General features: G+C 60.8%; 21 protein-coding genes. 15 read left to right on the forward strand and 6 right to left on the reverse strand.

The window, feature by feature from the left end; translation table 11 throughout:
• Positions 1-287 precede the first annotated feature (287 nt).
• The 7 genes from AAIL66_RS00620 (at position 288) to AAIL66_RS00650 (ending at position 7749) form a co-directional block, all read left to right on the forward strand.
• Positions 288-1628: a replication-associated recombination protein A gene (locus AAIL66_RS00620; protein ID WP_343495777.1), complete on the forward strand. Its 1341-nt coding sequence runs from the start codon at positions 288-290 to the stop codon at positions 1626-1628.
• Between the two features lie 350 nt (positions 1629-1978).
• Positions 1979-2908, forward strand: coding sequence for a branched-chain amino acid ABC transporter permease (locus tag AAIL66_RS00625; RefSeq protein WP_003067858.1), 930 nt, complete (start codon positions 1979-1981; stop codon positions 2906-2908).
• Between the two features lie 9 nt (positions 2909-2917).
• Entirely contained in the window at positions 2918-3997 is a 1080-nt protein-coding gene (locus AAIL66_RS00630) for an ABC transporter ATP-binding protein (protein WP_003067856.1), read from the forward strand.
• 30 nt (positions 3998-4027) lie between these two features.
• The gene (locus AAIL66_RS00635; RefSeq protein ID WP_003067855.1) at positions 4028-4810 is read left to right on the forward strand and encodes an ABC transporter ATP-binding protein; all 783 of its coding nucleotides are present in this window, start codon (positions 4028-4030) and stop codon (positions 4808-4810) included.
• A gap of 2 nt (positions 4811-4812) precedes the next feature.
• The gene (locus tag AAIL66_RS00640) at positions 4813-5571 is read left to right on the forward strand and encodes an ABC transporter ATP-binding protein (protein WP_034362735.1); all 759 of its coding nucleotides are present in this window, start codon (positions 4813-4815) and stop codon (positions 5569-5571) included.
• A 500-nt stretch (positions 5572-6071) separates the two neighbouring features.
• Entirely contained in the window at positions 6072-6719 is a 648-nt protein-coding gene (locus AAIL66_RS00645) for a DUF47 domain-containing protein (protein WP_003067851.1), read from the forward strand.
• Between the two features lie 19 nt (positions 6720-6738).
• Positions 6739-7749: an inorganic phosphate transporter gene (locus tag AAIL66_RS00650; protein ID WP_003067849.1), complete on the forward strand. Its 1011-nt coding sequence runs from the start codon at positions 6739-6741 to the stop codon at positions 7747-7749.
• 105 nt (positions 7750-7854) lie between these two features.
• Here the strand turns inward: AAIL66_RS00650 and AAIL66_RS00655 are convergent, their stop codons facing one another.
• Both AAIL66_RS00655 and AAIL66_RS00660 read right to left on the reverse strand, forming a co-directional pair.
• Positions 7855-9636 (reverse strand): GGDEF and EAL domain-containing protein, encoded by a 1782-nt coding sequence (locus tag AAIL66_RS00655; protein WP_343495778.1) that lies wholly within the window; start codon positions 9634-9636, stop codon positions 7855-7857.
• 218 nt (positions 9637-9854) lie between these two features.
• Positions 9855-10340 carry an NINE protein gene (locus AAIL66_RS00660; protein WP_051517717.1) on the reverse strand — a complete coding sequence of 162 codons (486 nt, stop codon included), beginning with the start codon at positions 10338-10340 and terminating at the stop codon, positions 9855-9857.
• Positions 10341-10622: 282 nt separating this feature from the next.
• Here AAIL66_RS00660 and rpsP point away from each other — a divergent pair, with 282 nt between their 5' ends.
• From rpsP to AAIL66_RS00690, 6 genes are all read left to right on the forward strand, one after another.
• Positions 10623-10877, forward strand: a complete 255-nt coding sequence (gene rpsP / locus AAIL66_RS00665; RefSeq protein WP_003058210.1) for a 30S ribosomal protein S16 — start codon at positions 10623-10625, stop codon at positions 10875-10877.
• Positions 10878-10978: 101 nt separating this feature from the next.
• Positions 10979-11548 (forward strand): ribosome maturation factor RimM, encoded by a 570-nt coding sequence (gene rimM, locus AAIL66_RS00670; RefSeq protein ID WP_003067842.1) that lies wholly within the window; start codon positions 10979-10981, stop codon positions 11546-11548.
• 53 nt (positions 11549-11601) lie between these two features.
• Positions 11602-12381 carry a tRNA (guanosine(37)-N1)-methyltransferase TrmD gene (gene trmD, locus AAIL66_RS00675; RefSeq protein WP_343495779.1) on the forward strand — a complete coding sequence of 260 codons (780 nt, stop codon included), beginning with the start codon at positions 11602-11604 and terminating at the stop codon, positions 12379-12381.
• Positions 12382-12520: 139 nt separating this feature from the next.
• The gene (gene rplS, locus AAIL66_RS00680) at positions 12521-12907 is read left to right on the forward strand and encodes a 50S ribosomal protein L19 (protein WP_343495780.1); all 387 of its coding nucleotides are present in this window, start codon (positions 12521-12523) and stop codon (positions 12905-12907) included.
• 110 nt (positions 12908-13017) lie between these two features.
• Positions 13018-13716 carry a CoA pyrophosphatase gene (locus tag AAIL66_RS00685; protein ID WP_343495781.1) on the forward strand — a complete coding sequence of 233 codons (699 nt, stop codon included), beginning with the start codon at positions 13018-13020 and terminating at the stop codon, positions 13714-13716.
• A 47-nt stretch (positions 13717-13763) separates the two neighbouring features.
• Complete coding sequence (locus AAIL66_RS00690; RefSeq protein ID WP_003067835.1) at positions 13764-14747, forward strand: CobD/CbiB family protein; 984 nt, start codon at positions 13764-13766, stop codon at positions 14745-14747.
• A 145-nt stretch (positions 14748-14892) separates the two neighbouring features.
• On the opposite strand, the gene AAIL66_RS00695 is transcribed toward AAIL66_RS00690, so the two are convergent.
• From AAIL66_RS00695 to AAIL66_RS00710, 4 genes are all read right to left on the reverse strand, one after another.
• Positions 14893-15756 carry a transglycosylase SLT domain-containing protein gene (locus AAIL66_RS00695; RefSeq protein WP_343495782.1) on the reverse strand — a complete coding sequence of 288 codons (864 nt, stop codon included), beginning with the start codon at positions 15754-15756 and terminating at the stop codon, positions 14893-14895.
• A 157-nt stretch (positions 15757-15913) separates the two neighbouring features.
• A complete protein-coding gene (gene rsgA, locus AAIL66_RS00700; protein ID WP_052052615.1) occupies positions 15914-16900 on the reverse strand; it encodes a ribosome small subunit-dependent GTPase A in 987 nt (328 codons plus the stop codon).
• A gap of 5 nt (positions 16901-16905) precedes the next feature.
• Positions 16906-17244, reverse strand: coding sequence for a 4a-hydroxytetrahydrobiopterin dehydratase (locus tag AAIL66_RS00705; protein WP_343495783.1), 339 nt, complete (start codon positions 17242-17244; stop codon positions 16906-16908).
• Positions 17245-17263: 19 nt separating this feature from the next.
• Positions 17264-18565 (reverse strand): M48 family metallopeptidase, encoded by a 1302-nt coding sequence (locus AAIL66_RS00710; protein ID WP_343495784.1) that lies wholly within the window; start codon positions 18563-18565, stop codon positions 17264-17266.
• 72 nt (positions 18566-18637) lie between these two features.
• Here AAIL66_RS00710 and orn point away from each other — a divergent pair, with 72 nt between their 5' ends.
• A complete protein-coding gene (gene orn / locus AAIL66_RS00715; protein WP_343495898.1) occupies positions 18638-19204 on the forward strand; it encodes an oligoribonuclease in 567 nt (188 codons plus the stop codon).
• Between the two features lie 283 nt (positions 19205-19487).
• Complete coding sequence (locus AAIL66_RS00720) at positions 19488-21587, forward strand: DEAD/DEAH box helicase (RefSeq protein WP_034356574.1); 2100 nt, start codon at positions 19488-19490, stop codon at positions 21585-21587.
• The last annotated feature ends 156 nt before the right edge of the window (positions 21588-21743 follow it).

Here is a 21743-nt window from a genome sequence, read left to right on the forward strand (position 1 = left end):
CAGGCATTGCGCGGCGCAGATGAGGCGGCCCGCAATGAATCTAAGCGCGCTGCCAAGCCTGGCTGGCCTGGTTTTTGGCAGGCCGGATGGGGGCAGTGCCTCCATGGGGCGAGGGGTGGCCTCGTTAATGGAGAGATTGAATCCGTTGAAACGCTATTTTCTCTTATGAAAAATTCTGATAAGGGTGCAAGGGTTAAGGTGGATAAGTATTGACTGCCTTCGGTGTGCAAACAGCCCCAACCCATTTGGATGCGCAACTGGCCGGAGAGTTGGATACTTGAGGGGTCATGGTTACGCACAACAACTCCTCATCTTCAGCCATTCCTCATCGGCCCCTGGCCGAGCGCCTGCGGCCGCACACTCTGGCCGAAGTCATCGGCCAGCAACATGTGTTGGGAGAGGGCATGCCGTTGCGCCTGGCCTTCGAGTCGGGTCGCCCGCATAGCTGCATACTCTGGGGCCCGCCGGGGGTGGGCAAGACCACGATTGCGCGCCTGATGGCCGATGCCTTTGATGCGCAGTTCATCTCCATCAGCGCTGTGCTGGGCGGTGTCAAGGACATCCGCGAGGCCGTGGAGCAGGCGCAGGCCGCCCAGAGCGGACTGCTGCAGCAGCGCACCATCGTGTTTGTGGATGAGGTGCACCGCTTCAACAAAAGCCAGCAGGACGCTTTCTTGCCCCATGTGGAAAGCGGGCTGTTCACCTTCATCGGAGCGACCACGGAAAACCCCTCGTTCGAGGTCAACTCGGCCCTGCTTTCGCGGGCGGCGGTCTATGTGCTGCAAAGCCTGACCCCGGACGACTTGAAGCAGATTGTGGCCAAGGCCCAGGCCATCCAGGCGATTCCTGCGATCGAGGACGAAGCGCTGGAGCGCCTGATTGCTTATGCCGACGGCGATGCACGGCGCTTGCTGAACACGCTGGAGACCCTGTCCATCACGGCCGAGCAGGCCGGGGTGCAGAGCATCACCGATGCCTGGCTGCTCAAGGTGCTGGGCGAGCGCATGCGCCGCTATGACAAGGGCGGCGAGCAGTTCTACGACACCATCAGCGCCCTGCACAAATCCGTGCGCGGCTCGGACCCCGATGCGGCGCTTTACTGGTTTTGCCGCATGCTGGATGGCGGTGCCGACCCGCGCTACCTGGCGCGCCGCATCGTGCGCATGGCATGGGAAGACATAGGACTTGCCGACCCGCGTGCCATGCAGATGTGCAACGATGCCGCTGCGACTTATGAACGTCTGGGCAGTCCCGAGGGCGAACTGGCCCTGGCTCAGGCAGTGATCTACCTGGCCGTCGCGCCCAAGAGCAATGCCGGCTACATGGCCTACAACAAGGCCAAGGCCTTTGTGAAGGGAGACACTACAAGGCCTGTGCCGCTGCATCTGCGCAATGCACCTACCAAGCTGATGAAGCAGCTGGACTATGGGAGGGACTACCGCTATGCCCACAGCGAGGAGGGCGGCTTTGCGGCGGGCGAGCGCTATCTGCCTGAAGGAATGGAAGATCCGGGCTTCTACCAGCCCGTGGCGCGCGGGCTGGAAATCAAGATCGGCCAGAAACTGGCGGAGCTCAAGGCGCTCAACGACGCCGCTCGTGCGGAAGATGACGAGCCGGCAGGCTTGTAAAGAGCGAGTTGCCCAGGTGTTGCAAGACTGGCACTAGTTGAATGCTGCATTTTTTGCGGTGTTTCCAGGGTTTTTCGCTAGATTGAGTGGCAGCACATGACTAAGTGCCTGTATTTATTGGACTTGCATTGCCGATGAAATTGTTGCGTTGCAGCATTTTGAGCCTGCGCACGGGAAACCCCGGCCCTGAGTCCTGAAAACAGCTCCCTAGAATCGATTCACTCTTTTGCGACAAGCGGCCCACAAAGCGGCGGACTGCAGAAGGGGAACCATGGCATCGCTGGCTCCGTCGTTCGGGATGAGAGGCTCGCAGTGTCTCCGTCTTGGATCGAGGGAAGGGGAGCGCGCTTATGGATATCTTGCTGCAGCAGATCATCAATGGTCTGGTGTTAGGCAGCATGTACGCCTTGATAGCCCTGGGCTACACCATGGTGTACGGCATCATTCAGCTGATCAACTTCGCGCATGGCGAGGTGCTGATGGTGGGGGCTTTGACCAGTTGGAGCTGCATCGGCCTGATGCAGGAGGCCATGCCCTATCTGCCGGGCTGGCTCATGCTTTTGATAGCCGCCATCATCGCCTGCGTGGTGGCCGCATCGCTGAACTTCGTGATCGAGAAGGTGGCCTACCGGCCGCTGCGCAACAGCCCGCGTCTGGCGCCGCTGATCACAGCCATCGGTGTCTCCATCCTGCTGCAGACCCTGGCCATGATCATATGGAAGCCCAATTACAAGGCTTATCCCACGCTGCTGTCGTCCACCCCCTATGAAATCGGCACGGCGGTGATCACGCCCACGCAGATTCTGGTGCTGGTGGTCACGGCGATTGCACTTGCCACGCTGATGTATCTGGTCAACTACACCAGGCTGGGGCGCGCCATGCGGGCAACGGCAGAGAATCCGCGTGTGGCGGCGCTGATGGGCGTCAAGCCCGACATGGTGATTTCCGCCACCTTCATCATCGGTGCCGTGCTGGCGGCGATTGCCGGCATCATGTACGCCTCCAACTACGGCACGGCCCATCACACCATGGGCTTTCTGCCGGGTCTCAAGGCCTTCACGGCCGCTGTTTTCGGCGGCATCGGCAATCTGGCCGGCGCCGTGGTGGGAGGCCTGCTGCTGGGGCTGATCGAGTCCATCGGGTCCGGCTATATCGGTGACCTGACGGGGGGCGTGCTGGGCAGCCAGTACACCGACATCTTTGCCTTCATCGTGCTCATCATCATCCTGACGCTGCGCCCTTCGGGCCTGCTGGGTGAGCGTGTGGCGGACCGTGCCTGAGGAGTGCCCATGAAGAACAACAAGACACTCCACTGGATTCTGGGCGGCATAGGCCTGCTGGTGCTGCCGCTGATCCTGCAGTATTTCGGCAACGCCTGGGTGCGCATCGCCGATCTGGCCCTGCTCTACGTGATGCTGGCGCTGGGCCTGAATATCGTGGTCGGCTACGCAGGCCTGCTGGATCTGGGCTACGTGGCCTTCTATGCCGTGGGCGCCTATATGTTTGCGCTCATGGCATCGCCGCATCTGGCCGAGACCTTCGAAGGCTTTGTCGCCATGTTTCCCAACGGACTGCACACCTCGATCTGGTTGGTGATTCCGCTGGGGATGCTGCTGGCCGCCTGTACGGGTGTGCTGCTGGGCCTGCCGGTGCTGCGGCTGCGCGGTGATTACCTGGCCATCGTGACACTGGGCTTCGGCGAGATCATCCGCATCTTCCTGAACAACCTGGACCAGCCAGTCAACATCACCAACGGCCCCAAGGGCATTGGCCAGATCGACTCGGTCAAGATCTTCGGCTTCGACCTGGCCAAGCGTCATGAGATCTTCGGCTACGACATCGCCTCCGTCACGCTGTACTACTACCTGTTTCTGGTGCTGGTGCTGGCCACCATCGTGATCTGCTACCGCTTGCAGGATTCGCGCATAGGCCGCGCCTGGATGGCGATTCGCGAGGATGAAATCGCCGCCAAGGCCATGGGCATCAATGTGCGCAATATGAAGCTGCTGGCCTTCGGCATGGGCGCTTCGTTCGGCGGTGTGGCAGGTTCCATGTTCGGTGCCTTCCAGGGCTTTGTATCGCCCGAGTCCTTCAGCCTCATGGAGTCCGTGATGATTGTGGCCATGGTCGTGCTCGGCGGCCTGGGCCATATTCCCGGCGTGATTCTGGGGGCCGTGCTGCTCTCGGCCCTGCCCGAGGTGCTGCGCTATGTGGCCGGGCCGCTGCAGCAGATGACCGATGGACGCCTCGACGCGTCCATCCTGCGTCAGTTGCTGATTGCCCTGGCCATGATCGTCATCATGCTGATGCGTCCGCGCGGCCTCTGGCCCACGCCCGAGCATGCCAAAAGCCTGGACCGTCAGTCCTGATGACTGCACAGACAAGGAATGTGAACTGATATGGCAGAGAGCACGACTTCAGCGGTCCTTCATGTCTCGGACATCTCCAAGCGCTTTGGCGGTTTGCAGGCACTGTCCGGTGTGAGCATGAAGATTGATAGAGGCCAGGTCTATGGCCTGATCGGCCCCAATGGCGCAGGCAAGACCACGTTTTTCAACGTGATCACCGGCCTCTATACGCCCGACACCGGCAAATTCGAGCTGGCCGGAAAGCCCTATGAGCCGACGGCGGTGCACAAGGTGGCCAGGGCCGGCATTGCACGGACCTTCCAGAACATCCGGCTGTTTGCCGAGATGACGGCACTGGAGAACGTCATGGTCGGGCGCCATGTGCGCACGCATTCCGGTTTGCTCGGGGCGGTGTTTCGCACCAAGGGCTTCAAGGCCGAGGAGGCCGCGATTCGCGCCCGCTCGCGCGAGCTGCTCGACTATGTCGGCATCGGCAAATATGCGGACTTCAAGGCGCGCACCTTGTCCTATGGCGACCAGCGCCGGCTGGAGATTGCCCGTGCACTGGCGACGGACCCGCAGCTGATTGCGCTGGATGAGCCGGCCGCCGGCATGAACGCGACCGAGAAGCTGCAGTTGCGTGAGTTGATCGACCGCATTCGCAACGACCACCGCACCATCCTGCTCATCGAGCATGATGTGAAGCTGGTCATGGGCCTGTGCGACCGCGTGACGGTGCTGGACTATGGCAAGCCGATTGCCGAAGGCACGCCTGCCGAAGTGCAAAAGAATGAAAAAGTGATTGAAGCCTATCTGGGCACGGGAGGCCATTGAAGATGCAGGATCAAGTGCTGGAACAGGCGCAGGCCTCCAAATCCACGGCCCCGGTATTGCTGCAGGTGAAGGGCCTGAAGGTGGGCTATGGCGGTATTCAGGCTGTCAAGGGCGTGGACTTTCAGGTGCATCAGGGTGAACTGGTGTCGCTGATCGGCTCCAACGGTGCGGGCAAAACCACGACCATGAAGGCTGTCACGCGGGGTCTGCCGATTGCCGATGGCGAAATTCTCTATCTGGGCCAAAGCATCAAGGGCAAGGGCGCCTGGGATCTGGTGGCCGAAGGCCTGGTCATGGTGCCCGAGGGGCGCGGCGTGTTCGCACGCATGACGATTACCGAAAACCTGCTCATGGGGGCCTACACGCGCAAGGACAAGGCTGGCATACAGGCGGATATCGAGCGCATGTTCGGCATCTTTCCGCGCCTGAAGGAGCGCAAGGATCAGCTGGCAGGCACCATGTCCGGGGGCGAGCAGCAGATGCTGGCCATGGCCCGCGCACTCATGAGTCAGCCCAAGGTGCTGCTGCTGGACGAGCCCTCCATGGGTTTGTCGCCCATCATGGTGGACAAGATCTTCGAGGTGGTCAGCGATGTCTATGCGCTGGGCGTGACCATGGTGCTGGTGGAGCAGAACGCCAGCCGCGCGCTGGCGCTGGCCGATCGAGGCTATGTCATGGAGTCCGGCATCATCACCATGACGGGGCCGGGCCAGACCTTGCTGAGCGATCCGCGCGTGCGTGCGGCTTACCTGGGAGAGTAAGCCTCGACGAGACTGCTGGCGCTTTCGATCGCAGTGCGCTATCTCGCCGTGATGCTCTGCTGCAGCCAAGGGTGAACCCTAATTCCCCTTAAATTCAAGAAAATGACAAAAAAATGACGTTTTTCATGGTTCTTTGATTGTTTTATTCATTTCTTTTTAGTTCCTTTTAATTCTTTTTAGTCATTGAATAGAATTTGCTTATTACAAAAAGAAGTATTTGGAACGTTTTCGCGTGGCTCAGTGAAATGCTCAAGGAGTCGGCGCGTTGGGTGGGCGGATTGCTGCTCTCCGGTGTTGTCTGGAGGAATCACAGGCTTTATGACAGCGCCTAGCATGGCGAAGAGCTTGTATTTTATTTTTCGTGGTGCCCGAAGGGGTGTCTTGAAGACGCGCTGAAACGCACAATGACTCAAGAGTAAACTCCGCCCCGTTTAAGCCGGGAACCATGCACTTTTTTTGCAGTGAGTCGCCTGGTTTCTTTTCCCCGGTAAGGAGCATTCATGCTGTTTGGCAAGCTATTGCCGCGCGAAGGCAATTTTTTCGAGATGTTCAATCAACATGCGGACCGCATCGTTGAAGCAGCTCATGCTTTCTCGCAACTCGTTGCAAATTACAACGATCCCCATCTGCGCGAAAAATACAACGCTGATGTGGACAACGCCGAGCGCGCAGCCGATCGCGTGACCCATGATGTCACCAAGCTGCTGCACAAGACCTTCATCACGCCCCTGGATCGCGAGCATATCCACTCGCTGATCAACACCATGGACGACGTGGCCGACCTGATTCAGGACTCGGCCGAGACCATGGCCCTGTATGACGTGCGTCACATGACAGACGAAATCACACGTCTGACCGATCTGTGCGTGCGTTGCTGCGAGCGTCTGCGTGATGCCGTCAAGCTGCTGGACCGTCTCTCGGATCCCACGATTGTGGACGCCGCGAGCAAGACCTGCGACGAGATCGACCGCCTGGAAGGCGATGCCGACCGCGTGATGCGCGCGGCCATGAGCAAGCTGTTCCGTGAAGAGCCCGATGTGCGTGAGGTGATCAAGCTCAAGGCCATCTATGAGCTGCTGGAAACCATCACGGACCGCTGCGAAGACGTGGCGAACCTGATCGAGGGCATCGTCCTCGAGAATTCCTGATTCTCGCTGGAGCCCGATCATGGAGCCGGTACAGGCAGCCCTCTGGGTTGTGATTTTGCTGGTGGTGCTCGCCTTGCTGTTCGATTTCATGAACGGCTTTCACGACGCTGCCAATTCGATTGCCACCGTGGTTTCCACGGGGGTTCTCAAGCCTACTCAGGCCGTGGCATTTGCCGCGTTCTTCAACGTTGTCGCGGTTTTCGTCTTCCACCTCAGTGTGGCGGCAACCGTGGGCAAGGGTATTGTTCAGCCGGGCATTGTTGACACCCATGTCGTGTTCGGCGCTCTGGTGGGTGCCATCACCTGGAACGTCATCACCTGGATCTACGGCATTCCCAGCAGCTCCTCGCATGCCCTGATTGGCGGTATCGTGGGTGCGGTGATTGCCAAGGCCGGTGCAGGCGCGCTGATCGCCAGCGGCATCTGGAAGACGGTGGCCTTCATCTTTGTCTCTCCCGTGCTGGGCTTTCTGCTGGGCTCGCTGATGATGGTTCTGGTAGCCTGGATTTTCCGTCGTGCCAGTCCCAATCGCGTGGACAAGTGGTTCCGCCGTCTGCAATTGGTTTCTGCCGGTGCCTACAGCCTGGGTCACGGCGGCAACGATGCGCAAAAGACCATCGGTATCATCTGGTTGCTGCTGATTGCCACGGGCTATGCCAATGCCGGTGATGCCGAGCCTCCCATGTGGACCATCGTCAGCTGCTACCTGGCCATCGGCCTGGGCACCATGTTTGGCGGCTGGCGCATCGTCAAGACCATGGGCCAGAAGATCACCAAGCTCAAACCCGTCGGTGGCTTCTGCGCCGAATCCGGTGGTGCTCTGACTTTGTTCTTTGCCACCTTCCTGGGCGTTCCGGTCTCGACCACACACACCATTACCGGTGCCATCGTGGGCGTGGGTTCCACGCAGCGCGCGAGTGCCGTGCGCTGGGGCGTGGCAGGCAATATCGTCTGGGCATGGATTCTGACGATTCCGGCCAGCGCCTTTGTGGCATCCATTGCCTACTGGGTCAGCCTGCAACTGTATTGAGTTTGTGAACTCCTTGATTGATAGCTGTAACTGCTTGTCGATCAAGGGCTGAATGGAAAAAGGCTTCGCGTTGCGAAGCCTTTTTTCATGGCTGAAACATGGAGGTCAAGCTGCAGCCTCCTGGAGACCGAGCATTGCCTGCCGCTGCATCAGGGATTTGAGTTGGCTGACCGGTGCAGGGGGGCTGAGCAGATAGCCCATGAAATGCTCGCAGCCATGCTGCGCCAGCAGGGCACGCTGCTCCAGGGTTTCCACCCCTGCGCCGACGATCGTCATCTGATGGCGGGCAGCCAGCGCGATGGCCGCCTGTACGGCGGCCTCGGCGGCATTGTTGGGGCCCAGGCGCTGCACCAGGGAATGCGAGAGCTTGAGCTGGTTCAGGGGGAGCTGCTGCAGCGCTTCTTGCATATTGGAGCTGCCACCAAAATCGTCGAGTGACAGCCGCACACCCATGGCGCCGATGCGCTTGAGGCTGCTCGCGCTATCCGCATCCAGAGGACTCAGGGTCTGCGCGGAAAGCTCCAGCAGCAGCAATGCAGGGTCGGCCCCTGTCTGGCTGAGAATGCTCTGCACTTGCTCGGCCAGGTCCGCTTGCCGAAGCTGCTTGGCGCTGATGTTGACGCAGATGGGCAGCCTGTCCAGTTGCGGCTCGGCTTTCCAACTGGCCAGTTGTTCACAGGCGGCCTGAATGCTCCAGCGGCCAAGCGCAACGATGATGTCGGTCTCCTCTGCCACGGACAGGAAGATGCGCGGGGGTACCAGACCTCGCCTGGGATGACGCCAGCGCAGCAGGGCCTCCAAGCCGTTGACTTCGCCGCTGGCGGAATACTGGGCCTGGTAATGCAGCTCGAACTGGCCGAGGCGCAGGGCTTCCCGCAGATCCTGCTCCAGGCGGCTGCGGTCGTTGGCCGGAACCTGCTGCTCGGGGCTGAAGAAGTGCAGGCCGCGAGCCTCTTCATCGCGCAGACGGTACATGGCGACCTCTGCCTGCTGCAGTAACTCGGTGGCGGAGCGGGAGTGCGGGCCGAACAGGGTGGCTCCTATATTGGCCTCCAGCATCACGCTTTTGTGGCCGAGCTGGTAGCTGCCGTTCAGGCTTTCCTGCAGACGCTCTCCAAGACGTTCCACCAGCACTGTGGTCATTTCGATATCCGGGGACAGATCCGAGACCATGATGACAAAGTGCGCGGCATCCAGTCTGGCTACGGTATCGCAGGAGCGTACGCAGCCGAGCAGGCGCTGTGCGATGTGCGGAGCCAGGCAGGACTGGCTGTCTCCCGTGCTGGCGGCCGGGCCCGTCACCGGCTCCATGTCTATGGTCAGCAAGGCGCCGCGCCAGCCCGTGCGCTCGGACTGGATCATGGCCTGGGACAGCCTGTCCAGCAGCAGGCGCCGGTTGGGCAGATTGGTCAGTACATCAAAGAAGGAAAGGTTTTCTGCCTCGTTGCCATGAGGCAGCAGCTCCTTGCAGGCGAGCACGGTGTAATTGGCCGATAGGGCGTGAGCCGACAGATTGAGCTTGCGTCCATTGGGCAGCTGAAACTGGGCATTGGCTTGCTGGCGCGCAATCAGGGCTTGATGACTTTCGGCGATATGGTTCAGGGCCGGTGCAGCGTTGGCCGGGGCTGCTGTTGCGGCGGCTTGCAGAGCGGCTTGCAGAGGCATGCCTACTTTGAGGGCGGAAGCCAGCCAGGGGAATATCTGCAGATAACCATCATTCCAGCGTTGTGCCCGGTTCTGAGCATCCAGCAACACATAGCCGCTGCTGGTTTGCTCAAGAATGCGGAAAAGCTGTTCTCCGTACACGCCCACCAGGCTGGTGGCAGCTGGAAAGGCGTTTTGCCCGTGCACTTCGGATCTGGCAGACTTTTCGTTGGTTGCAGACATAAGACCTCTTCGGACTGGTGCAGCAAAGCCGTCGTAGTGCGAAAACTGCTTGGATGCAGTCTTTGCAAGATGTTCGTCAGTTGGGCATTGTGAGTTCTGTGGAATCGGCAGGCGGCGCTTTGCGTCCAGTAGGTGAAAAATTAGACTTTTGCTTACAAAAGCGGCGAGGCCGAAGCCGCTTTGGAGTGGGTGAGAGCCCCTGGTTCAGAGCGCTGCAGCTACTGTGAAATCTTGCGTGCCTCTTCGACCTGATATTCAAAGTAGTGCTGGAAGCTGTAGGCGATGCTGGCCATCAGCACGGTGGCCCCCAGCATCAGGGACAGGCTTACGGCAAAAATCGTGGTCCATTGGGTGCGCCCTGCAGGCGCGTCGGCATCCATCCATGGATTGAAGCGCCGGTTCCAGTTTCCTTGCTCCATCAGGCCGTAAAGGATGGCACGCAGGGCGCAACCTGCTATCGTGAAGCCGAGCAAAGGGATCAACAGCCAGCTCAGCCTGTCGTCCTGCCCCAACAGCTGCACGCGCTCGATGCCGTAGATGCCAAGTGCAGTGGGAATGGGCAGCAGCCAGCCCAGCCAGTCCCCAAGGCCGTGCAGGTAGAAGCGATGCAGTCCCAGCGGCCCGCCGAGCAAGGCCAGCCAGGAGGCAAGCGTCTTGTTTTTGGGGCGAGGGGTCGGGGTCGAGGCGGGAACAAATTGGTTCATGGTCTGATGCGCGGGCAGAAAACGAAAGAACCCGCCCATTATTCCCTTCGCATCAATTACGGGGCTCAGGGCAATTGCGCTTCATTTTCAGGAAGTCCTCTGTGCCGACTATGCCCATTTGCCGCTGCTATAGGCAGCTTCGGCAGAACTCGATATAATTTCCGGTTTTACGGCGTGTCGCTGGCCGGGTGGTCATGTCGCGTGTCTCAAACGCTGTAAGAAAACCTGCGCAGCTGGTCAAATTTTTGATGGCACTGGCTGTAACCACCCGAAGGAAACATCATGGTTGTTATTCGTCTCTCCCGCGGCGGCTCTAAGGCTCGTCCTTTCTACAACATCGTTGCAGCTGACAAGCGCGTGCGTCGCGACGGTGCTTTCATCGAACGTCTGGGTTTCTACAACCCTAGCGCTCGTGGCGCCGAAGAAGGCCTGCGTCTGGCTCTGGACCGCGTGAACTACTGGAAGAGCGTTGGTGCTCAAACTTCCGATACGGCTGAACGCCTGATCAAGGAAGCTGCAAAGAAGGTTGCTGCCTAATTTAGGCGGTCGCTCTCTAGGCACCTTTACCAAAGCGGGTTCCGTTGGCTTGCCTGACGGGACCCGTTTTTTATTGAAATTCTGCATTTTCTGCTGATCCCATGAGCCACATGCCTGTTCTTCAAGCCACGAGCTTGCCTGCTGATGCCATTGAAGTCGGTCGCATTGCCGATGCCTGGGGAATCAAGGGCTGGTTCAAGGTGCATGCCTTCAGCAGCGCCCCAGAGGCCCTGTTTGCCGCCAAGGACTGGTTTTTGCAGCCTGCCGAGAAAGGTGCCAAGCATTTCACGGGTACCGTGGTGCTGCCCGTCAAGCAGGCCCGCTTCCATGCCGACACCATCGTGGCAACCTCGCTTGAAGTCGCCGACCGCAACGCCGCCGAGGCTCTGCGCGGTGCCCGCGTCTTTGTGGCGCGCGAGCATTTCCCCAAGACCGAGGATGGTGAGTTCTACTGGGTGGATCTGATGGGGCTGAACGTGGTCAACCGCGAAGGTGTGACCCTGGGGGTGGTCAAGGACTTGATGGCCACCGGCCCGCAGACCGTTCTGGTGCTGGGCTATGAACAGGACGGCAAGGAGCAGGAGCGTCTGATACCCTTTGTCGATGCCTATGTGGATTCGGTGGATCTGGCCGGCAAGAAGATCGTGGCCGACTGGCAGCCCGATTATTGAACTGGAATGCTTTTTTTGCTATTTAGTTTGTAGCTTAAATCGCTTTTATATCAATGCGTTTCGACATTATTACGCTGTTTCCTGAGCTGTTCGCTCCATTTCTTGAGAGCGGGGTGACGCGCCGTGCCTACAGCTCGGGCCAGGTGGCAGTGCATCTGTGGAATCCGCGTGACTGGGCCGAAGGCAATTACCGCCGTGTGGATGATCGTCCATTTGGCGGAGGCCCCGGCATGGTGATGATGGCCGAGCCGCTGCAGCGCTGCCTCGAAGCGATTCGCTCGGCACGCGCCGAAGTCGATGCACAGGAACAGGCAGAGCCTGCTCCTGTGGTGTTATTCTCGCCCATAGGTACGACCCTCAAGCATGCCGTGGTGGCCGATTGGGCCGAAAGCCGGGGTGCGGTGCTGCTCTGTGGCCGCTATGAGGGCATTGACCAGCGTTTCATTAATAGAAATGTCACTCATCAACTGAGTCTGGGTGACTTTGTACTTTCGGGTGGTGAGCTGGCAGCCATGGTGTTGCTGGACTCTTTGGCGCGTCTGCAGCCCGGTGTGCTTAACGATGAAGGCAGCTTTCAGCAGGACAGCTTCAATCCTGCGCTTGACGGTTTGCTGGACTGCCCCCACTACACTCGCCCAGAAGTCTGGAATGACCAGGAGGTGCCAGCCGCGCTGCTCTCCGGCCATCACTCCAATATCGAGCGCTGGCGTCGCGATCAGCGCTTGAGTATCACGGCCGAGCACAGGCCCGAGCTGATAGAGCAGGCCCGCGAACAGGGGCTGCTCAATGCCAAAGATGAGGGTTTTTTGGCAAAAACAGCGTCCAAGCTATAATTGCAGGTTCTTTGATCCTCTATCCGGCCGCTGCAAGGAAATAGCGGGACAGCTTTCGGGCTGTTCTTGTAATGCAGCAATAGCACCAATCCCGGCGCTTGCCAATTCTGGCGCGGACAAGATCAAGGTGGACTAAATCATGAATCTGATCCAGACCCTCGAGCAAGAAGAAATCGCTCGCCTGAACAAGACCATCCCCGAATTCGCCCCCGGTGACACCGTCATCGTGAGCGTGAACGTGGTGGAAGGTAACCGTAAGCGCGTGCAGGCTTACGAAGGCGTGGTGATTGCCAAGCGTAATCGCGGCCTGAACAGCGGCTTCACAGTGCGCAAGATCTCCAGCGGTGAAGGCGTGGAACGTACGTTCCAGACCTACTCTCCTCTGATCGCCAAGATCGAAGTCAAGCGTCGCGGTGATGTGCGCCGTGCCAAGCTGTACTACCTGCGTGAGCGTAGCGGCAAGTCTGCTCGTATCAAGGAAAAGCTGCCCCAGCGTGTTAGCAAGACTGCTGCTGCAGCCGAGTAATACACGCATCGGAAGTGATTCCGTAAAAGCCGCTACAGTTCGCTGTGGCGGCTTTTTTTATGTCTGCCTTGGTTCGTGATTCTTGCTTTGGGGTTTGGCCGAACACATACATGCCTGCATCTGATAATTCTTCGCTCCCCGTGGTGGGCATTGTTGATCCGCGCAAGGCTCGCCTTCTGGGCATTGATAGCCAGTTGCCGGCTGTGCCGCTGGCTGCTCAGACGCCTCAGGCCTTGCGCATGCGCTTTGCCCAGCCACCGCAGTGGCTGCCCGAGGCCATGCAGGAAAAGCGCATCACGGCCAGGCAGCCTTCCGATGCGGCCGTGCTCGTGCCCATCGTCATGCGCGAGCAGCCCACCGTGTTGCTGACCGTGCGCTCGGCCAGGCTGTCCACGCACTCGGGTCAGGTGGCTTTTCCGGGCGGTAAACGTGACCCGCAGGATGTTTCGGCCGAGGCCACGGCATTGCGCGAGGCGCATGAGGAAGTGGGACTGGCTCCCAAGAATGTCGAGGTGCTGGGTCGCTTGCCCATTTACGTGACAGGTACGGCGTTTCACATCACCCCTGTGGTGGCGCTGGTTCACCCGCAGGCCAGTTACTTCCCCAATCCGGGAGAGGTGGCCGATCTGTTTGAGGTTCCCCTGTCCTATCTGCTCAATCCCGCGCATCATGAACGTCATGCCATGCTGTGGCAGGGGGTTGATCGCGAATGGTTTGCCATGCCTTATCAGGATGGTGAGCAGCAACGCTATATCTGGGGCGCGACAGCGGGCATGTTGCGTAATCTTTACCGTTTTTTGGCGGCTTGAGACAGCAGTTGTAACAAGCCGGTAAACAGCGCAGCTATGATGAAGCAATGAGCTTTTTTGCCATCCTGATCGCACTGCTGCTGGAACAGGCGCGCCCGCTGGCCCGATCCAATCTGGTACAGGCCGGTTATCGCGCCTGGACCGTGACCGTGCGCAGCAACTTTGATGCGGGCAAGCCCCACCATGGCTGGCTTGCCTGGGCGATGGCCGTGCTGCTGCCCAGCGTTATCGTGCTGGGCATATTCTGGGCGCTGATGGAGTTCATAGGCTGGCCTGCAGCCATGCTGTGGAATGTCGCGGTGCTCTATGTCACGCTGGGTTTTCGCCAGTTCAGCCACCACTTCACGCGGATTCGCGATGCGCTCGATGCCGGTGATGAATTTGCCGCCCGTCAGGCCCTGGCCGATTGGCAGCAGGTCGATGCCAGCGAGGTACCACGCAGCGAAGTAGTGCGCCATGTCATCGAGTACTCGGTGCTGGCAGCGCACCGTCATGTGTTTGGCGTGCTGTTCTGGTTTTCGATTCTCTCGGCTCTGGGGCTGGGACCGCTGGGTGCCATTCTCTACCGCATGGCTGAATATCTGTCGCGTGCCTGGTCGCGCAAGGGGGCGGAAGGTCTTCGGGCACCGACCAGCGAGCGTTTGCAGTCCGCCGCAGCCAAGGCCTGGTATGTGATCGATTGGCTGCCGGCGCGGCTGACGGCGCTGTCCTTTGCCATGGTGGGCAGCTTTGAGGAGGCCATAGACAACTGGCGCGTCTATGCCCAGCGCTTTCCCAATGACAACGATGGCGTGATTCTGGCTGCCACTGCGGGTGCCATCAATGTACGTCTGGGGGGCGAGGCCTTGCGCCGCCGCGATGCGGCTGACGGCGAAGAGGGCGACGATGCACAGTGGACGGGCAGCGATGTCACTCCGGGGCGGGAGCCGGAAATGGCTCATTTGCGCAGTGTGGTGGGGCTGGTCTGGCGTTCGGTCGTGGTCTGGCTGCTGCTGCTGGCCTTGCTGACCTTTGCCCGTCTGCTCGGTTGAGCACCCGGACATCGCCTTCTGCGTGGCAGCAGCTTGGTGCATGAGCGCTCAGCCGCAGCGGGTCATCGAAGTCCTGTGTTGCGCAATGCCATATACCAAGGTGGCTCAGGTGCGACGGGCATGCGGGGCACTGTTCAAGGTGCCATCAGCGAGCAGGGCGCTCGTGGTGCTTGGCACGATAGAAGCTGAGTATGCGTCGCACATATTCACGCGTCTCCGCATAAGGAGGCACACCGCCATACTGTTGCACGGTTCTCTCGCCCGCGTTGTAGGCTGCCGATACCAGTGCCACATCGCCCTCGAAGCGCTCCAGCAGCCAGCGCAGGTAGGCCAGGCCGCCACGCACGTTCTGCTCGGGATTCCAGGCATCGCGCACGCCAAAACGCTCGGCCGTCTCGGGAATGAGCTGCATGAGGCCCTGAGCATTGCGCGGCGACAGCGCCTGCGCCTCGAAATTCGACTCCGAACGCACAATGGCCAGTGCCAGCCGCGGATCAATCGAGAAGCGTGGCGCGAGGCGCTGCACCAGCTCGGCCATGCGTCGCTTCTCCCTGGGCAGACTGCTCACATAGCTGGCTACCACCTCGTGGGGGACGGCCTCCTGGCTGGCCTCCAGAAACTCCTGTGCGGGCGCATCGCCCTGGGTCAGGCAGTCGGGCAGCCGGTCGCCGGGGAGCTTGCCGGTCAGCAGCAAGCGGGCTTTCTCGTGGCCACGCTGGGCGGCCAGAGCCAGCAGCGTCGTGCCCGTGGCAGGGTCGGGCGTCATGCCTCGCCCCAGCAACAGCAGCCGGCCCAGCCGGTATTGGGCTTCGATGCTGCCATAGCGTGCTGCCGCGCAATAGCGCTGCGCTGCGCGCCATGGCTGCCGGCTCAGCTCGGCCTTGTAGCCTTCTTCGATCCAGCGAGACAGCGTGGGTGGCTCGTCCTCCCAGCTGGGGGCGGAGTCCGTGTCCTGGGCCCAGGTCAGGCCCATGCCCGCAGACAGCGCGATGGCGAGGGCGGCTTGCAAACAGGGCTGTAAAACTCTGGGCTTCATGACGTGAACACCGGGTTGTGGCCGGCAGCCAAGCCAGGCGGCGGGCGCTCATCGGGCTTGGAATGGCTGCGTGGCAAACGCTGAAATTGCTCTCATATGGCGCGGCCCTCCGGCTTGGCTGGCCTCGCGCTCAGTAGCGGGGCTCCTGACTCAGTTCATCGAACAGCTCGCCATAGATCCGGTAGCGGTTGGCACTGATGGAGTGGGGGCTGTCCTGCGCTTCAACCTGGGCCATGACGGCGCAGCCAGGCTCATGCAGATGGGTGCAGTTGTAGAACTTGCACTGGTCCGCCAGCGCGCCGATGTCGGGCATGCAGGCTGCCAGTTGCGTGGCGGCAATGTGATAAAGGCCGAACTCCTGAAATCCTGGCGAGTCGATGATGGCGGTGGTGCGTGCCTCATCCACCCAGTACAAGGTGGTGCTGGTGGTGGTGTGCTTGCCGGTGTTCAGCGCCTGCGAGATTTCGTTGGTCGCCACCCTGGCGTCGGGCAGCAGCAAGTTGATCAAGGTGCTCTTGCCGACGCCCGAAGGACCGAGGACCAGTGTGGTCTTGCCTTGCAGCAGACCGATGATGGCGTCGCGATCCTCGTCGTCTGCATCTTCCAGCGACAGCGGCAGCACCATGTAGTGCGGTGCAGCGTTCGCGGCATCACGCATGGTCCGGTAAGGCTCCAGCCGCTGCCAGGCGCGCAGGAAGGGCTCTTCCAGGTCCATCTTGTTGAGCGCAATGATGGGCTTGATGTGTGCGGCCTCGGCGGCGATCAGCGCGCGGGCAAGCTGCACTTCGCTGAATACCGGCTCGGCGGCTATCAGAATCAGGAGCTGGTCCAGGTTGGCGGCAAAGGTCTTGGTGCGAATGTCATCCTGGCGATAGAAGACGTTGCGGCGTTCCACAATTTTTTCGATCGTGCCCTCATCGCCCTGGCCGGGTGGGGGAGCCAGCCATTGCACATGGTCGCCCACCACGGCCTGGCTTTTCTTGCCGCGCGGGTGGCAGATGCGGCGCTCGCCGTCCGGGGTCTCGACCACGCAGTGGCGGCCATAGCTGGCGACCACCAGGCCTGTCTGGGTGTCGCCTGTTGCTTGGGCGCCTGGGCGCCGTCCTTGTTTGGCCATAAGGATCAGGCCGGCTTCAGCAGTGCTTCGATGCGGCGTGCGCAGTCGATGTCGGTCTCGGAGATGCCGCCCACATCATGGGTGTTGAGGCTGACCTTGCAGCGGTTGTAGCCCACCTCCAGATCGGGATGGTGGTCCTGCTGATGGGCAATCAGGGCCAGCGCGTTCACAAAGGCCATGGTTTCGTAGAAATTCACGAAACGGAAGGTCTTGCTGATGGCCGCGTTGCCGGCCAGCAGCTCCCAGCCCTCAAGGGTTGCCAGCTGCTCTTGCACTTGCTCTGTGCTCAGGGCGCTGCGCTTGAGCTGGGACCAGTCTTTCTGTTGCAGTGTGGGTGTGCTCATGTCTGAATTCGTTGTGGTGTTACAAGCTGCCTGCAGGAGCCGGCATGCGCGCCAGGCGATCCACGGCAGGAGGGTGTGAATAGTAAAAGCTCACATACCATGGGTCTGGCGTGAGTGTGGAGGCATTGTCCTCGTAAAGCTTGAGCAGTGCCGAAGCCAGCTGTGCACCATCGGCCTGCTGCATGGCATAGGCATCGGCCTCGAACTCGTCGCGGCGCGACATGGCGGACATCAGCGGCGTGACGAAGAAGCTGAACACCGGCACCGCCAGCATGAACAGCAGCAGGGCCAGCGCATTGTTTTCGGCAGCCACGCCGATGTTCGGACCCAGCAGCACAGAGACTCCGAGTCCCGTGTAGAACCAGAGTTGCTGGCTGAGCCAGCCCAGCAGCGCAAAGCCCAGCAGCGAGACGCCGAACATCAGGACCATGCGCTTGCTGATGTGCTTGTGCTTGAAGTGGCCCAGCTCGTGAGCCAGCACGGCTTCGACTTCGCCGGGGCTGAGCTGCCTGAGCAGGGTGTCAAAGAACACCACGCGCTTGGAATTGCCGAAACCCGTGAAATAGGCGTTGGCATGCGCCGAGCGGCGGCTTCCGTCCATCACGAACAGTCCCTTGGCCGCAAAGCCGCAGCGCTCCATCAGCCGGGTCACGCGGCTCTTGAGGCTTTCATCGGCCAGCGGCTCGAACTTGTTGAACAGCGGTGCAATAAAGCTGGGGAAAATCCACATCAGCAGCAGATTGAAAGCCGTCCAGGAGCCCCAGGCCCAGAGCCACCACAGCGGGCCGGCCCCGCCCATGAGCCAGAGAATCAGGGCCGCCAGCGGCAGGCCGATGATGGCGCCCACCAGTGTCGACTTGAGCAGATCGGCCAGCCACAGGCCTGGCGTCATCTGGTTGAAGCCGAAGCGCTGCTCCAGTTTGAAGGTCTGATAGAGCGACAGGGGAAGCTCGATCAGCGCCGAGATCACGGCAAAGCTGGCAAGCAGCGCCAGCTGCTGCCACAGGCCGGGGCTGATGAATTCCAGCAGCCAGCGGTTGAGCCAGTCCAGCCCGCCCAGCAGCGTCCAGCACAGCAGCACGGCGGCCGACAGCGTGATGTCGATCAGCGACACCCTGGCCTTGGCCAGCGTGTAGTCGGCCGCCTTCTGATGGGCGGACAGGCTGATGCGATGGGCAAATGCCGGTGGCACGGCGCCGCGGTGGGTGGCCACATGGCGCACCTGGCGCGAAACAAGCCACACGCGCAGCAGCCATTGCAGGGCCACGGCCGTCGCAAACAGCAGCGAAAGTGCCAATGTGAAATCTAGTCTGGAAGCCATGTATTGGCAGTGTAGGCGACAATTTGCGCCATGTCTGAAGCTTCCTGTACGAATTCCGTCAGCGCCGCCCCCATGGCCGCTACTCCACCGGTTCTGCCCAAATCCGATCTCAATATGGTGTGGCTGGACTGCGAAATGACGGGGCTGAACCCCGACCGCGACCGCATCATCGAGATTGCCGTGGTGGTCAGCAGCTCCGATCTGCAGATTCGCGTCGAAGGCCCGGTATTCGCCATTCATCAGTCCGACGAGCTGCTGGGCGGCATGGATGCCTGGAACAAGGGCACGCATGGCAAAAGCGGCCTGATCGACAAGGTCAAGGCTTCGACCATCAGCGAAGCCGAGGCGGAGGCCGCGCTGATTGCCTTTCTGGGCAAATACGTGCCCAAGGGCAAGACGCCGCTGTGCGGCAACAGCATTGGTCAGGACAGGCGCTTCATGGAGCGCTACATGCCCAAGCTCAATAATTTCTTTCACTATCGCAATATCGATGTGAGCACGCTCAAGGAGCTGGCCAAGCGCTGGAAGCCCGAGGCCTATACCTCCTTCAAGAAGGCGCAGCGCCACACGGCCCTGGCCGATGTGCACGAGTCCATCGACGAGCTGCAGCATTACCGCCAGCAACTGCTCAGCGTCTGATGGTGCGGTGGTGGGTCGGTATAGCCCTGCCACTTGCGGGAAAACCCGGTACATGCGACAATGCACTGCTTACCCGATCAATGGGTAATTTTTGCGCATCTCCATCACACACCGGGTTCTTACTTGCGTGCAACGGCCTGCCCAGCGCCGACACGACAAGCCATAACACCCATCTGCCCCGTTTTGCGAACGGGCCAGTCAAAGTCTGACGGTGGATGTTGATAACCAACCGTCAAAGAAGCGAGCAGCACGCTGACTGCGTCGCTTTTTGCGTGAGCTATTCATGACAGAAAACTCCCTGGAGCAGGGCCAAGTGGCCGCTGCTGATATTGCTTTGTCTTCTCCCGAACTCGATTCCCGTCTGGACGCCATGCTGGCCGATATGGACGCGGAAGACGCCGCTGTCGAAGAAACCCAAGCCGCCGACGAACCCAATGGCTTCGTAGAACTGGGTCTGGCCCCCGAACTGATCCAGGCCGTGACCGACCTGGGCTATACCCAGCCTACCGCTGTGCAGCTGCAAGCGATTCCCCTGGCCATGGGCGAAGGTGCCGATGCCGACGGCTTCATCGACCTGATGGTGTCCAGCCAGACCGGCTCGGGCAAGACCGCCGCCTTCCTGCTGCCCGTGCTGCACACCCTGATCAAGCAGCGTGCCGTGGCCGATGCGGCCGCCAAGGCTGAATTCGAGCGCCTGTGCGCCGAAGCTGCGGCCAAGGGCGAGCCCGCCCCCAAGCGCAACAAGCGCAAGGACCCCACCAACGCCCGCAACTTCAAGGCCGCCGTGCCCGGCGCCCTGGTGCTGTGCCCCACGCGTGAGCTGGCCCAGCAGGTGGCGCATGACGCCATCGAACTGGTCAAGCACTGCCGCGGCATCCGCATCGCCAACGTGGTGGGCGGCATTCCTTACCAGCTGCAAATCGCCAAGCTGCAGAACGCCGATCTGGTGGTGGCCACTCCCGGCCGTCTGCTGGACCTGCAGCGCTCCATGCAGATCAAGCTGGACAAGGTGCAGTTCCTGGTGGTCGACGAAGCCGACCGCATGCTGGACCTGGGCTTCTCCGACGATCTGGCCGAAGTCAACCAGCTGACGGCCGAGCGCAAGCAGACCATGATGTTCAGCGCCACGTTTGCTCCCCGCATTCAGCAACTGGCCATGCGCGTGATGCATGACGGCGGTGCCAACGTGAAAAAGATCACGATTGCCACGCCCCAGGAGAAGCACGCCAACATCAAGCAGGCGCTGTTCTGGGCCGACAACATGCAGCACAAGCGCAAGCTGCTCGACCACTGGCTGCGTGACAGCAGCATCAACCAGGCCATCGTGTTTGCGTCCACCCAGGTGGAATGTGATGGTCTGGCCAACGATCTGCAGCAGGACGGTTTCTCTGCCGTGGCCCTGCATGGTGCTCTGAGCCAGGGCCTGCGCAACCGCCGCCTGATGGCGCTGCGCAACGGCCAGGTGCAGATCCTGGTGGCCACCGATGTGGCGGCTCGCGGTATCGACGTGCCCACCATCACCCACGTCTTCAACTACGGCCTGCCGATGAAGGCTGAAGACTACACCCACCGTATCGGCCGTACCGGTCGTGCGGGTCGCGAAGGCGTGGCCGTGACGTTTGCGGAATTCCGCGACCGTCGCCGCGTGTTCGACATCGAAGGCTATACCCGCCAGCAGTTCAAGGCCGAGACCATTCCCGGCATGGAACCCCAGCAGCGTTTCCCCGCCTCTGGCGAGCGTGACGGTCGTCGTGGCGGCGGCGCCGGTGGTCGCGGTGGCTTCGGTGGTCGTCGCGATGGCGAAGGCTACGGTCGCAAGTCCGGCTTCGGCAGCTTCGGCGGCGGCCGTGGCAATGATCGCGGTGGTTTCGGTGGCGACCGTGGCGGTGACCGTTTCGGTGGCGATCGCGCCGGTTTTGGTGCACCTCGCGGTGATCGCTTTGCCGATCGCGGCGGCGACCGTGGTGGTGATCGCGGCTTCGGCGGTGGCCGCCCCAGCTTCGGTGGCGAGCGTCAAGAGCGCAGCTTCGAGCGTCGTGATGATCGCGGCAGCTTTGGTGGCGATCGCGGCGGTTTCCGTGGTGGCGAGCGTCAAGAGCGCAGCTTCGGCGGCGGCGAATCGCGTGGCGGCTTTGGTGGTGCCCAGCGCCGTGAAGGCGGCGATTTCGGTCGCAAGAGCTTTGGCGGTGGCCGTGAAGGCGCTCATGCCGGTGCTCCCCGCGAAGGCGGCTTCCGTAGTGGTGAATCGCGCGGCTTCGGCGGCGGCGATCGTCGTCCTGCCTTTGGTCAGGGTGCCGGCAAGCCTTATCAGCCCCATGGCGAACGTGGTGGCGAGCGCAGCTTCGAGCGCAAGCCCCGCGCACCGCGTCGTGACGAGCGTTGATCGCTGATTCGGGCTGCGGCCCGAAGCATGAAAAAAGCCGGCTCTTGAAGCCGGCTTTTTGTTGCCCGTACAGGGCTGAGATAGCTCTTGAAAAGAGAGCTTCTAGCGCATGTCATTCAAGGATTTCAGATGCTTTTCAATCTGAAGTCTATGAAT

It is taken from the genome of Comamonas sp. F1-6 (genome assembly GCF_039581415.1).
GTDB classification, from domain to species: Bacteria; Pseudomonadota; Gammaproteobacteria; order Burkholderiales; family Burkholderiaceae_C; genus Comamonas; species Comamonas thiooxydans.